Here is a 12,531-nt window from a genome sequence, read left to right on the forward strand (position 1 = left end):
AATTTATGGATTCATTAACCTTATTAACGAGCCGACGTTCAGAAAAAAAATTAGTTGCGCCTGCTCCCAATGCTCAACAGTTAGAAAAAATGTTTCAAGCAGCATTACATGTACCTGACCATGGCAAATTACGTCCTTATCGTTTTATTATCATTGAAAAACAAGGTTTATCTAAATTGGTTGAATTGTTAAAACAAGCGGTTGTGGAATTAGATCTTGGCGAAGAACGCATTAAAAAAGCAGAGTCTTTTGCGGATAAAGCACCAATGATTATCGCTGTGGTGGCAAAAATTGATCATTCGGTTAAGAAAGTGCCGGGTTGGGAACAAATGTTGACTGCTGGTTGTGCCACTTATGCTTTACAACTTGCTGCAAATGCACAAGGTTTTGCCAATGTTTGGGTAACGGGACCTTGGATTGAAGCGGAAGCATTACGTCAAGCCTTTGGTTGTCAAGAGCAAGATAAAATTGTGGCATTGATGATGGTAGGCAGTGAGCAAGAAAAATGTGAACGAGAAATAAAATCCCTTGATACTAAGGAATTTATTAGCTATTTATAATTAAACTTCTCCCTCAATGATTCACTTCACTGAGGGAGAAAAACACTTAGCGGTTAATTGCAGTTAAAAACTCTTTTCGCGTTTCTCGGTCATTTAAAAACACGCCGCCAAATGCAGACGTTACAGTGTAACTATTGCTATCCTTAATCCCTCTACATTTCACACAAAAATGGGTAGCCTTAACATAAACAGCCACATCTTCGGTTTCTAAAATAGTTTGAAACGCAAGTAAAACTTGTTCAGTAAAACGCTCTTGCACCTGTGGACGTTGAGCAAAAAAGCTCACTACTCGATTAATTTTAGATAAGCCAATTACCCAATTTTTCGGATAATAAGCCACAGACACCATACCATCAATGGTTACAAAATGATGCTCACAGGTACTGGTCAAGGTTACATCATTGACTAACACCATTTCACTTACCTGCATACGATTCTGAATATTGGTAATTTTAGGGAAATTGGCATAATCTAAACCGCTAAAAATTTCATCAATAAACATTTTCGCAATACGTTTTGGGCTTTCTTCTAAGCTATCATCGGCTAAATCCAAACCAATTAATTGCATCACTTGACGCATATGATGCTCAATTTCACCTCGACGTTGATCCTTATCTTTGGTTAAATTAATCATTGGGGTTTCAATCCCCTTATCAACTAAAGCCTGACGAACTTTTAATGCCTCTGGTGAAATTTTTTTCATATTTTGCTCCTGAAAAATTTAAGGTGGTTATTCTAACAAAGTAATGCTAAATAATAAAATTAAGAACCTATACCTTACTTTGAATTAGATAAATATACAATGATTTGAACACTAATTTTCTATTAAAAAAGCTATGATATGCTATAATCGAAAAATTTAAATGCAAAAAAAAGGATTATTAATGACACATAACAATAATATTGAGAAAGTTACTCCAAGTGTAAATACTTTAGAACAAGCAATAGCTACCAAGGATTATGAAAAATCATGTACTGAGCTCTTATCCATATTGGGGCAATTAGACACTAATTTTGGTATGTTAGACAATATAGAACTTGATATCCCACCTCAGTTAAATAATTTAATTGAAGATACACATACCTATTTCTGTACAAGAATGGCGGCAGCTATTACACAACTATTCACTGATAAAGATTTTAATATTTCTGATTCTGGTGTAATACGTTTCCTTACTTTACAACGATGGCTTGGGTTAATTTTTGCTAGCTCCCCTTATGTTAATGCTGATCATATATTACGTAGTTATAATGTAAAAAAAGACATCGAAAATCCAAATGATGTACACATTGCTCCAACATTAGAAGCTTTTTATAAGTTTATCGTATTATATTTTCCCGAATCAAATGTACTCTTAAATTTAGATACAGTATGGGATATATCTCCTGAACTATGTGCTTCTTTATGTATTGCTCTTCAATCACCACGTTTTCTAGGTTCGGAAGAGTCTTATAACAAAAGAGCAGCAATCATACAATGGTTACCAGAAAAACTTACCCAATTAAAAGATCTAACAAATTTAACCGAGGGTATTTTACATGATGTATATATGCATTGTAGCTATGATATGGCACCTAACAAACATGATATTAAAAAGTCTTTAAATACGGTTATTCGTCGCCATTTGATAAAAAATGGTTGGAAAGATCGCAGAAATACCTCAAAAATTGGAGAAAAAAATAACAAACCAGTAATGATTGTATTATTAGAACATTTTAATGCAAATCATTCTATTTATCGAACCCACTCTACATCAATGATTGCAGCAAAAGAACACTTTCATTTAGTAGGTCTAGGTAATTCAAACGTTGATGATATAGGTAAAGCTGTATTTGATGAGTTTTTTGTTGTAGAAGGCGATTACTTAATTCAAAAACTTGAATATATTAAGAAACTCTGTAATAAATATAAACCAGCTATATTTTATATGCCAAGTATTGGTATGGATTTATTAACTATATTTGCTAGTAATACCCGTTTGGCTCCAATACAAGCAATTGCATTAGGACATCCAGCTACAACACATTCTGATTTTATTGAATATGTTATTGTTGAAGATGATTATGTTGGTTCAGAAAAATGTTTTAGTGAAACATTAATAAGATTACCTAAAGATGCTCTACCCTATGTTCCATCAGCAGCAGCCCCTAAATTTGTAGAATATAATCTTAGAGAAGAACCAGAGGTAGTCAATATAGGTATAGCTTCAACCACAATGAAATTAAATCCTTTTTTCTTAGAAGCATTAAGAGAAATCAAGGACAGATCAAAAGTTAAAGTACATTTTCATTTCGCTCTTGGTATTTCAAACGGTATCACACATCCTTATGTCGCTCGTTTTATTCGAAAGTATCTAGGAGACTCAGCCACTGCACATTCCCATAAACCATATAACGAATATTTAGAAATTTTAAATCATTGCGATATGATGTTAAACCCATTTCCATTTGGAAATACGAATGGCATTATTGATATGGTTACATTAGGTTTGGTAGGCATTTGCAAAACTGGTGATGAAGTACACGAACATATTGATGAAGGGTTATTTAAACGATTAGGATTACCTGAATGGTTGATCACTCATTCCATAGAAGAATATATTCAACAGGCTATTAGATTAGCTGAAAATCATCAGGAAAGGCTAGAATTACGTAAACATATTATAGAAAACAATAAGTTACAAACATTGTTTACTGGAAACCCTAAACCAATGGGAAATATTCTAAAACAAAAGCTAACAGAGTTTTTAGAAAAAAATAATTGATTTTCATAACTCATAATACTTTTGGGGCGGATTAAATATATTTTTATTTCTGCCCTAATTTTACTAAAAAATTATAAAAGATATTTATGGCTAATTTATTATCATTATCACAAGCACTTAGCTTGATTGAACAACAGCTACCTTGCGCAGAAACAATCGCAACAGAAATAATCAACATCACTCAAGCACAAAATCGTATTTGTGCAGAAGATATTACCTCACCTATCAATGTGCCTGCCTTTGATAATTCAGCAATGGACGGTTATGCGGTACGTTTAGCCGATTTAGCGGAAAGCGACAGTTTACCGTTAGCAGGAAAATCCTTTGCTGGCAGCCCCTTTCAAGGACAATGGCAAGACAAAACTACAATCCGTATTATGACAGGGGCAATGCTTCCTCAAGGCACAGATGCTGTTGTGATGCAAGAAGATACCGAGCAAAATCCTGACGGCACAATTCGTTTTAAACGAATTCCTCGCTTAAATGAAAATATCCGCTGTTGTGGCGAAGATTTACAGCAAGGACAAATTGCCTTAAAAAAAGGTGAAAAACTGACCGCACTTTCATTGCCATTACTCGCCTCGTTAGGGATTAGCCATGTTAATGTGTATCGCCGTTTAAAGGTTGCTATTTTATCTACGGGCGATGAATTAGTCCCTGTTGGACAGCCCCTGCAAACAGGGCAAATCTATGACACTAACCGTTTTTGTATCAAATTAATGTTAAATAAAATGGGTTGTGAAGTGATTGATTGTGGTATTTTACCTGATAACCCTACCCTATTTGAGCAAGCCTTTATGCAGGCTCAACAACAAGCCGATTTAGTCATTACTAGCGGTGGAGTTTCGGTAGGTGAAGCCGATTTTACCAAAACCGTATTAGAAAAAGTGGGGAAAATTAATTTTTGGAAGTTGGCTATCAAACCGGGTAAACCTTTTACCTTTGGGCAATTACCACAGGCTTGGTTTTGTGGATTACCGGGTAATCCTGTATCCGCTTTAGTTACCTTTTATCAATTAGTTCAGCCTATCATTGCGAAATTAAGTGGGCATACACAATGGCAGCCTAGTCCGCAATTAATCGCGACTACCGCGACTCCATTGAAAAAAAGCGTAGGACGTTTAGATTTTCAACGTGGATTTTATTGGCTTGATCAACAAGGCAATTTACAAGTAAAACCTGTTGGATTTCAAGGATCACATATTTTTAGTGCCTTTGTTGCCAGTAACTGCTTTATTGTATTAGAGCAAGAGCGTGGCAATGTCAACGCAGGGGAACAAGTTACTATTGAACCTTTTAACGAATTATTAGGTTAGCATAATGAGCATTTTATCTGAGCAAGAAGAATTACGTTATAATCGGCAAATTATTTTACCCGCCATTGATTTTACTGGGCAAGAACAACTTAAAACCAGTCATATGTTAATCGTAGGCTTAGGTGGATTAGGTTGTGCAGCTAGTCAATATCTCGCCACCGCAGGTATTGGCACGCTAACCCTACTTGATTTTGACAAGGTGTCTTTATCTAATTTACAACGCCAAGTGTTACATAACGATAGCCGTATTAATATGGCAAAAGTGGATTCAGCCAAACTCAGTTTAACCGCATTAAATCCCCATTTAACCATACATAGTATTAATCGCCAGCTTGATGAAAGCGAACTTTCAGCCTTAATTTGCCAAGTAGATATGGTATTGGATTGTACCGACAATCTCAACAGCCGCCAACTATTGGATCGCTGTTGTCAACAGCACAAAATCCCATTAATCTCTGGTGCGGCAATTCGTATGGAAGGGCAAGTTTCTGTTTTCACTTATCAACCCAATACCCCCACTTATCAAGATATTAGCCGTTTATTCGGCGAAAGCCCATTAAGTTGCGTAGAAAGTGGCGTACTCTCTCCTATTGTAGGCATCGTTGGGGCAATTCAAGCCTTTGAAGCCATTAAAGTGCGGTTGAATATCGGCAAAAATTTGGCTGGGCGTTTATTGTTAATTGATGGTATGAAAATGCAATTTAAAGAAATTACTATTCCTGTGTAAAGATAATTACTTTAACTTTGCTTAATTTTTCGCTACTATATACACTCAATTCATTTATATATCGCAAGTTTGTGTATAGCAATGAGATGAGCATTATCCCACCAAATCTGCTTACCCTAAGGTATTTTCGCCTTTCTTGCGAGTTTTAATCATTATTTAACCTTGTTTAGAGGAAATTTTATGCAAGAAATTTGGCTTAATTTTAAACAAAATTATCTGATTAAGTTTTGGAATCCCATTATTGCAGTTGTCGCCGCAGGTTTACTTTCTACCTATTATTTTGGTTTAACAGGTACTTATTGGGCAGTAACAGGCGAATTTACCCGTTGGGGCGGGCATATTTTACAAACCTTTGGCGTAAATGTAACCGATTGGGGATATTACAAAATCATTGGTTTAGACGGTAATATTTTTACCCGTATTGACGGCGTTATGATTTTGGGAATGTTTGCTGGCTGTTTAGCGGCGGCTTTATGGGCAAATAATGTACGCTGGCGTGGAAAAAACCACCCTATTCGTATTATGCAGGCTCTAATCGGTGGTGCATTAGCAGGCTTTGGAGCAAGATTAGCCATGGGCTGTAATCTTGCCTCTTTTTTTACAGGTATTCCTCAATTTTCTGTACACGCTTGGTATTTTACCCTTGCCACTGCCATAGGTACTTATTTTGGAGCTAAATTTAGTTTACTTCCCTTATTTCGTTTACCGATACAACTAAAGAAAGGAGCGGCCAAAATAGAAAAAGCCGATCCAAAACGTAGTCAACGCCGTTTTTGGTTAGGCATGTTCATTTTTATTCTTTACCTCATAGCCTCTCTTTATGTCCTTCAATTTTCTAGCAAATTAGGTTTTGCCATGTTATTTGGATTAGCCTTTGGTTTAATTATTGAACGTGCACAAATTTGCTTTACCTCTGCTTTTCGTGATCTTTGGATTACCGGACGTGCCTATCTTACTAAAGCCATTATTTACGGTATGCTAATCAGTTGTATTGGTATTTTTAGCTATATTCAAATAGGTATGCAACCTAAAATTATGTGGGCTGGACCTAATGCTATTCTAGGTGGTTTATTATTTGGTTTTGGCATTGTTTTAGCAGGCGGTTGTGAAACAGGTTGGATTTACCGTTCTATTGAAGGGCAAACTCATTTTTGGTGGGTAGGCATTGGTAATATTTTTGGTTCAACCTTATTAGCTTATCTTTGGGACGATCTTGCACCTGTACTTGCACTTGATTATGAAAAAATCAATTTATTAAAATCCTTTGGCAATATCGGCGGCTTGCTTATTAATTATACTTTATTAATCATCGCCTTAATCTTTGTAATTTGGTGGGAAAAACGTTTCCTTGCCAACAAAATGAAATCATCATAAATAAAAGGAGAAAATTATGACTGACCAAGACAACACATTGATTGAACCTGATTATAGTTTAGATATGCTTGGCGAGCCTTGTCCATACCCAACAATAGCAACTTTGGAGATCATGCCACAATTAAAAAAAGGCGAAATCTTAGAGGTATTAAGTGATTGTGCACAATCGATTAACAATATTCCTATTGATGCGAAAAATTATGGTTATACTCTTTTAAGTATTGAACAAAATGGACCTATTATTCGATATTTAATTCAAAAATAATCACCAATTTTACTCTTCCTTAGCTTGTTCCAATACCGCAGACTGTTGCGGTATTGTTTTTTGAAAATATTGATAAGTTTGATAAGACACTAAACCAATGAGAATGGCTAATGTGATTAATAATTGAATAAAACGAGTTTTTGTTAATTTTTGTGCTGCCACAATGAGATTATCCTTATTTAATTTAACTTAATTAACATTTATATAACAATTTCAATGGGTTAGTTAGAAGAGTTATTATTGAAAATTAAGCCACTTTACTATATCATTTATTGAGTTAGATCAATTTTACACGATTTTTTTGCCTAAGGACGAGGATAAAATGAAAATTTTAGCAAATGAAGTGAAAATTGGACGGCGTATTCAATCTGGAGGTTGCGCCATTCATTGTCAAGATTGTAGTATTAGCCAACTTTGTATCCCTTTCACATTAAATGAACACGAACTTAATCAACTTGATAATATCATTGAACGCAAAAAACCTATCCAAAAATCGCAAATTATCTTTAAAGCAGGAGATGAACTTAAATCTTTATATGCGATTCGCTCAGGCACAATAAAATCCTATACAATCAGTGAAAGTGGCGAAGAACAAATTACTTCTTTTCATTTACCCGGTGATTTAGTAGGGTTTGATGCCATTATTAATATGCAACACCCTAGCTTTGCACAGGCATTAGAAACAGCAATGGTGTGTGAAATTCCGTTTGATATTCTTGATGACTTATCAGGTAAAATGCCAAAATTACGCCAACAAATTATGCGTTTAATGAGTAATGAGATTAAAAGTGATCAAGAAATGATTTTATTACTCTCCAAAATGAACGCAGAAGAACGCCTAGCCGCTTTTATTTTAAATTTATCTAACCGCTATTCTGCCCGTGGTTTTTCAGCACGTGAATTTCGTTTAACCATGACTCGAGGCGATATTGGTAATTATCTTGGTTTAACCGTAGAAACCATTAGCCGTTTATTAGGGCGTTTCCAAAAATCAGGGTTATTGAGTGTACAAGGCAAATATATTACTATCAATAATATGCCTGAGCTTATTGAATTGGCTGGAACAACAAAGCCTAAAATTAAAATGGTTAGCTAATTTCTATAAAGCACAATATTCCACGATTGTGCTTTTATTTTTTATTGTTATGCTTGTTATTATTCTTAATATCCCCTATGCTATTAGCAATCGTTTTTACGGAGGTTATAATGAAATTTAAAAATATCCTTGTGGTATTAAATCCCGAAAGTGAAAAACAATATGCTCTCGCACGTGCTGTACGATTAGCTAAAGAACAAGCCTATTCTAGTCCAATTAAAATTACTCTTTTTCTAACTGTTTATGATTTTTCCTTTGAAATGACCGCACTTGTTTCTTCTGAAGAACGAGAAGAAATGCACAAAAAAGTTATTCAACAACGTTTAGCATTAATTCAACCTTATTTGGATAAATATGCTGATCCTATAATTGAATTTGATGCTTCTGTGGTATGGAACAGTAACGAAGCAGAAGCTATTGCGGAGCAAGTTGAACAAAAACATTACGATCTGGTGGTTAAATATACCAAAGAGCAAGAAAGTTTAGCCTCTTTATTATTTACGCCTATGGATTGGCAATTATTGCGTAAATGTCCTGTTCCTATTTTAATGGTAAAAGACGGTGACTGGAAACACCAACGCCGTATTTTAGTGGCAGTCAATGTTGCAGGTGATCAAGAATATCATCAAACCTTTAATCAAGAGCTAGTCAATATCAGTCTTGATCTAGCGGAAAGCTTTGATCGTGGTAATATCCATTTAGTCAGTGCCTACCCTTCTGCCCCAGTTAATATGGCGATTGATTTGCCAGAATTTAATACCGCTGAATATAATCAAAGTATTCGGGGGCAACATTTAATTAATATGAAAGCCCTACGCCAACAGTTTGGTATTGATGAAGATCATACCCATGTACTTGAGGGATTCCCAGAAGAAGTCATTCCCCAGGTTGCTCAGCAAATTGGAGCAGAACTGGTAGTATTAGGCACTATCGGACGTACAGGATTATCCGCTGCGTTCTTGGGAAATACCGCAGAACACGTAATTAGTAAATTGAGCTGTAATTTACTCGCAGTTAAGCCAAGTAAAAATGAAGAATAACTTAGCTTATTTAAGATAAATTTAAAACTAGGTTAATTAACCTAGTTTTTTTTTGTTGTTCCCTTAATTGCTGAGCAACAAGACGAATAGCTTCACCACTACTGACACCCTGAGCCATTAATTGCTGAATTTTTTCCACCGCTTGTTGCTGTTGTTCATGGGTTAAATTAAGAAGAGATTGTTCGTTCATTATTTTAAGCCTTGTTAATTTAATAAGGCGTAACTATATCAGAAAACACGCCTAAATAACTATCAATGGCGATAAATTTTGCTACGATGTCCAATTTCTAATGCCGTAATAATAATCGCGCAAATAATTAAGCATAAATACAAGTAATACAAATAAAAATTATAAATACATTTTATGTTAAGTGCGGTCAATTTTAGAATAATTTTTCCCTATCATTCTTTTATCTATTCACTAAACCCCAAACACCTAAACACTTGTTCCCATTGTTGATCAAGATCCGCTGTTAAACGTAATTTTTGCTGAGTGATTGGGTGGGTAATTTGTAGGCTTTCGGCATGTAGCATTAATCGGTGGCTGCCTGTTTTTTGTTGGAATAAGCGATTTTGGTGTAAATCGCCATATTGTGTATCCCCTAAAATGGGGTGAAAAATATGTTTCATATGGCGGCGTAATTGATGTTTTCGCCCTGTTTTTGGTAATAATCTTACCAAAGAATAACGGCTAGTTTGATAACGCCCTAAAGGATAAGGCATTTCTGCGGTTTTTAAACCAATATAATCGGTAATCGCCGATTGGGGTAATTTCTCTTTGTCGGCAAATTTATCTGCAATTTTATCCTGCTTAACTTTAAGGGGATAATCAATACGCTCTTGCCCTTGCAAATAGCCTCGCACCACTGCCAAATAACTTTTTTCCACCTGTTTTTGTTCAAATTGTTGGCAAAGCTGTTGAGCAATGTCAGGGTTTAAGGCAAATAGCAACACACCAGAAGTTGGGCGGTCAAGGCGATGAATAGGATAAACATATTGACTAATTTGATCACGCAAAGTTTGCATAACAAAACGCGTTTCTTGCGAATCTAACCAACTACGATGTACCAACATACCAGCGGGTTTATTTACCGCAACCATATAATCATCTTGAAAAATAATCTCTAAATCTACCGCACTTGAGGATAAAGGGATTAAATCAGGGGAAATATTATCAATCATCATTTAATAATTGCTCCAAGGCGAGCAAAGGGGTTAATAATTCTGGCAAGGCTTGATGCTCTTTTAACGCTTCTTCAATATAAGGCGAAATGGCGATTTTATTTGGTAAAGGGGCGTTGCTTTCTAACAATGCCCACATACGTGGAATAAAAATCCATTGTAGCCATTCTGTTGCGGTCATTGTATCTAAAGCAAAGGGTTGTTGACTTTCAAAAGCCGCCGCCTCTGGGGCGACAGCTTGCCATAATTGGTGGTGTTGTAAAACCGCTTGTAATGCCTGTAAATGGGTTTTAACCTGTTGCATTATTGCTACCTTAATAAAAATCTTTGCCTTGGCGGTTTAATAATTTAGTCAATAAATTATCCGCACTTTCTTCCGCTTGTTTGCCAAATTTTTGTAACAAGGATTTCTTTGTTTTATAACTGATTGCCAGCACCGATTTTTCTTTTATCGCCGCTAAAATTAAATCATCACTGGTGGCAATTTCATCAACTAATTGCAATTCAATGGCTTGTTGTCCAAACCAATGTTCGCCAGTGGCAACCTGATCAATGGCTAAATGGCGGCGTTGTTGTGCCACAAATTGTTTGAATAAATCGTGAGTTTGTTGCAGTTCTTGTTGGAATTTTTGTTTACCTTTTTCAGTATTTTCGCCCAATACCGTTAGGGTTCGTTTATACTCGCCTGCGGTCATCACTTCCACATCAATATCATTTTTCTTTAATAAGCGATGAATATTTGGCACTTGAGCCACCACGCCGATAGACCCAATAATAGCAAAAGGGGCGGCAACAATTTTATCTGCCACGCACGCCATCATATAACCACCACTCGCCGCCACTTTATCTACCGCAACGGTTAATTTAATGCCATGTTGTTTTAAACGATTTAATTGTGAGGCAGCTAAACCATAGCCATGCACTACCCCACCCGGGCTTTCTAAACGTAACAACACTTCATCTTGTTCAGGTTTAGCAACCGCAATAATAGCATTAATTTCCTCTCGCAGAGCCGTTGTGGCTGAGGCTTGGATATCGCCTTTAAAACTCAAAACATATAAGTGCGGTTTATTTTGCTCATTATTTTTTTCACCATTTTTTAACCGCTCTTTTTCCGCTTTTGCTTTGAGTTTATCCGCTTTTTTCTTGGCTTTTTCCGCCACTTTAGCCGCTTGTTCACTTAACTGAAAATCCGCTAATTTTTGTTGATTTTTTTGGTATTGTTCGGCTAAATCAATAATTTCAAGTTCGCCTTGTGCTAATTTTCCTTTTTGTTTTAAGCCAATGATAATGGCGAAAATAATGCCAATAACTACAATAATCGTCAGAATTTGTAAAATAAATAAGCCATAACCTAAGGCTAGTTCAGACCACATTGTTATCCTCCTTTTGTCATTGTTCAGGTTAAAATATCGTTGTTTCACTTTAAAATTTAAGGGCAATAATATACCTTATTTATTCATAAGATTAAATCCTTAGATTATTCACTCTGAGTAAATAATCTTTTTCCAAATTCAGGCTTTTTATCCTATTATTTCTGCTTATAATATTTGCCATTCGTGTTCATTCCATACAAAATGAAGAAAGAGGAATTTATTATGCAAAATCTATTAGTATTAAAATCAAGTATTTTAGGCGATCAATCACAAACCAACCAATTATCCGATTATCTTACCGCCCAACTTGAAGGAGTACATATTATTGAACGTGATTTAGCTCAGTACCCTCTACCAAGCTACGATGCCAATGCTGCTCAAGCATTACGCAAGGGACAAGCTGAGAACGAAAACCAACAAAAATTAGTGGCATTATCCGATCAACTGATTGAAGAATTAAATAGCGTAGATACCCTTGTGATCAATGCCCCAATGTATAACTTTAATATTCCAACTCAGCTCAAAACTTATTTTGATTTTATCGCTCGTGCAGGTGTAACTTTCCGTTATGGAGAAAATGGCGCTGAAGGTTTGATAAAAGGTAAAAAAGCCATTGTATTATGTGCTTTCGGTGGTATTCATCAAGGTACGGCAACGGATTTGGTTACCCCTTATATAAAAACATTCTTAGGCTTTATTGGCATTACTGATGTACAATTTGTCTATGCACAAGGTATCGGTTATGGTGCCGAGGCAGTTGCTCAAGCTCAACGCCAAGCAAAACAGCATATTGATGAAATCATTAAAAATGCTTAATTTCTAAACAATCC

At 35.7% G+C, this 12,531-nt stretch carries 15 protein-coding genes; 9 read left to right on the forward strand and 6 right to left on the reverse strand.

Annotation, left to right across the window (positions count from 1 at the left end):
- Window positions 1-5 precede the first annotated feature (5 nt).
- Window positions 6-560, forward strand: coding sequence for an NAD(P)H nitroreductase (locus A6A20_RS00140; RefSeq protein ID WP_279571574.1), 555 nt, complete (start codon window positions 6-8; stop codon window positions 558-560).
- A 46-nt stretch (window positions 561-606) separates the two neighbouring features.
- On the opposite strand, the gene folE is transcribed toward A6A20_RS00140, so the two are convergent.
- Complete coding sequence (gene folE, locus A6A20_RS00145; RefSeq protein ID WP_279571575.1) at window positions 607-1,263, reverse strand: GTP cyclohydrolase I FolE; 657 nt, start codon at window positions 1,261-1,263, stop codon at window positions 607-609.
- A gap of 181 nt (window positions 1,264-1,444) precedes the next feature.
- Here folE and A6A20_RS00150 point away from each other — a divergent pair, with 181 nt between their 5' ends.
- The 5 genes from A6A20_RS00150 to yedF all read left to right on the forward strand — a co-directional run bounded on the left by A6A20_RS00150 (window position 1,445) and on the right by yedF (window position 7,007).
- Entirely contained in the window at window positions 1,445-3,325 is a 1,881-nt protein-coding gene (locus A6A20_RS00150) for a UDP-glucose:protein N-beta-glucosyltransferase (protein WP_279571576.1), read from the forward strand.
- An 86-nt stretch (window positions 3,326-3,411) separates the two neighbouring features.
- Window positions 3,412-4,641 (forward strand): molybdopterin molybdotransferase MoeA, encoded by a 1,230-nt coding sequence (moeA, locus tag A6A20_RS00155; RefSeq protein ID WP_279571577.1) that lies wholly within the window; start codon window positions 3,412-3,414, stop codon window positions 4,639-4,641.
- A gap of 4 nt (window positions 4,642-4,645) precedes the next feature.
- Complete coding sequence (moeB, locus tag A6A20_RS00160; protein WP_279571578.1) at window positions 4,646-5,368, forward strand: molybdopterin-synthase adenylyltransferase MoeB; 723 nt, start codon at window positions 4,646-4,648, stop codon at window positions 5,366-5,368.
- Window positions 5,369-5,548: 180 nt separating this feature from the next.
- Window positions 5,549-6,742: a selenium metabolism membrane protein YedE/FdhT gene (gene yedE, locus A6A20_RS00165; protein ID WP_279571579.1), complete on the forward strand. Its 1,194-nt coding sequence runs from the start codon at window positions 5,549-5,551 to the stop codon at window positions 6,740-6,742.
- A 16-nt stretch (window positions 6,743-6,758) separates the two neighbouring features.
- Entirely contained in the window at window positions 6,759-7,007 is a 249-nt protein-coding gene (gene yedF / locus A6A20_RS00170) for a sulfurtransferase-like selenium metabolism protein YedF (protein ID WP_279571580.1), read from the forward strand.
- Window positions 7,008-7,016: 9 nt separating this feature from the next.
- Here yedF and A6A20_RS00175 read toward each other — a convergent pair whose 3' ends face one another.
- Entirely contained in the window at window positions 7,017-7,169 is a 153-nt protein-coding gene (locus A6A20_RS00175; RefSeq protein ID WP_279571581.1) for a hypothetical protein, read from the reverse strand.
- Window positions 7,170-7,329: 160 nt separating this feature from the next.
- Here A6A20_RS00175 and A6A20_RS00180 point away from each other — a divergent pair, with 160 nt between their 5' ends.
- Together A6A20_RS00180 and uspE are read left to right on the forward strand one after the other, a co-directional pair.
- The gene (locus tag A6A20_RS00180) at window positions 7,330-8,103 is read left to right on the forward strand and encodes an FNR family transcription factor (protein ID WP_279571582.1); all 774 of its coding nucleotides are present in this window, start codon (window positions 7,330-7,332) and stop codon (window positions 8,101-8,103) included.
- A 110-nt stretch (window positions 8,104-8,213) separates the two neighbouring features.
- A complete protein-coding gene (gene uspE / locus A6A20_RS00185) occupies window positions 8,214-9,143 on the forward strand; it encodes a universal stress protein UspE (protein WP_279571583.1) in 930 nt (309 codons plus the stop codon).
- A gap of 10 nt (window positions 9,144-9,153) precedes the next feature.
- Here the strand turns inward: uspE and A6A20_RS00190 are convergent, their stop codons facing one another.
- From A6A20_RS00190 to sohB, 4 genes are all read right to left on the reverse strand, one after another.
- Window positions 9,154-9,333: a YoaH family protein gene (locus A6A20_RS00190; protein ID WP_279571584.1), complete on the reverse strand. Its 180-nt coding sequence runs from the start codon at window positions 9,331-9,333 to the stop codon at window positions 9,154-9,156.
- 224 nt (window positions 9,334-9,557) lie between these two features.
- Window positions 9,558-10,325 (reverse strand): tRNA pseudouridine(65) synthase TruC, encoded by a 768-nt coding sequence (truC, locus tag A6A20_RS00195; RefSeq protein WP_279573701.1) that lies wholly within the window; start codon window positions 10,323-10,325, stop codon window positions 9,558-9,560.
- Window positions 10,318-10,632: a YqcC family protein gene (locus A6A20_RS00200; protein WP_279573702.1), complete on the reverse strand. Its 315-nt coding sequence runs from the start codon at window positions 10,630-10,632 to the stop codon at window positions 10,318-10,320. The genes truC and A6A20_RS00200 overlap by 8 nt, the downstream gene beginning before the upstream one ends.
- 7 nt (window positions 10,633-10,639) lie before the next feature.
- Window positions 10,640-11,701, reverse strand: coding sequence for a protease SohB (gene sohB / locus A6A20_RS00205; protein WP_279571585.1), 1,062 nt, complete (start codon window positions 11,699-11,701; stop codon window positions 10,640-10,642).
- A gap of 222 nt (window positions 11,702-11,923) precedes the next feature.
- Between sohB and A6A20_RS00210 the strand changes: the two genes are divergently transcribed.
- Window positions 11,924-12,517 carry an FMN-dependent NADH-azoreductase gene (locus tag A6A20_RS00210; protein ID WP_279571586.1) on the forward strand — a complete coding sequence of 198 codons (594 nt, stop codon included), beginning with the start codon at window positions 11,924-11,926 and terminating at the stop codon, window positions 12,515-12,517.
- Window positions 12,518-12,531 lie beyond the last annotated feature (14 nt).

This window comes from Volucribacter amazonae (assembly GCF_029783845.1).
GTDB classification, from domain to species: Bacteria; Pseudomonadota; Gammaproteobacteria; order Enterobacterales; family Pasteurellaceae; genus Volucribacter; species Volucribacter amazonae.

What these genes read in the sequence shown, in the direction of transcription:
- A6A20_RS00140 (WP_279571574.1), top strand. Translation starts at nt 6, where the DNA reads ATGGATTCATTAACCTTATTAACGAGCCGACGTTCAGAAAAAAAATTA.
- folE (WP_279571575.1), bottom strand. Translation starts at nt 1,263, where the DNA reads ATGAAAAAAATTTCACCAGAGGCATTAAAAGTTCGTCAGGCTTTAGTT.
- A6A20_RS00150 (WP_279571576.1), top strand. Translation starts at nt 1,445, where the DNA reads ATGACACATAACAATAATATTGAGAAAGTTACTCCAAGTGTAAATACT.
- moeA (WP_279571577.1), top strand. Translation starts at nt 3,412, where the DNA reads ATGGCTAATTTATTATCATTATCACAAGCACTTAGCTTGATTGAACAA.
- moeB (WP_279571578.1), top strand. Translation starts at nt 4,646, where the DNA reads ATGAGCATTTTATCTGAGCAAGAAGAATTACGTTATAATCGGCAAATT.
- yedE (WP_279571579.1), top strand. Translation starts at nt 5,549, where the DNA reads ATGCAAGAAATTTGGCTTAATTTTAAACAAAATTATCTGATTAAGTTT.
- yedF (WP_279571580.1), top strand. Translation starts at nt 6,759, where the DNA reads ATGACTGACCAAGACAACACATTGATTGAACCTGATTATAGTTTAGAT.
- A6A20_RS00180 (WP_279571582.1), top strand. Translation starts at nt 7,330, where the DNA reads ATGAAAATTTTAGCAAATGAAGTGAAAATTGGACGGCGTATTCAATCT.
- uspE (WP_279571583.1), top strand. Translation starts at nt 8,214, where the DNA reads ATGAAATTTAAAAATATCCTTGTGGTATTAAATCCCGAAAGTGAAAAA.
- A6A20_RS00190 (WP_279571584.1), bottom strand. Translation starts at nt 9,333, where the DNA reads ATGAACGAACAATCTCTTCTTAATTTAACCCATGAACAACAGCAACAA.
- truC (WP_279573701.1), bottom strand. Translation starts at nt 10,325, where the DNA reads ATGATTGATAATATTTCCCCTGATTTAATCCCTTTATCCTCAAGTGCG.
- sohB (WP_279571585.1), bottom strand. Translation starts at nt 11,701, where the DNA reads ATGTGGTCTGAACTAGCCTTAGGTTATGGCTTATTTATTTTACAAATT.
- A6A20_RS00210 (WP_279571586.1), top strand. Translation starts at nt 11,924, where the DNA reads ATGCAAAATCTATTAGTATTAAAATCAAGTATTTTAGGCGATCAATCA.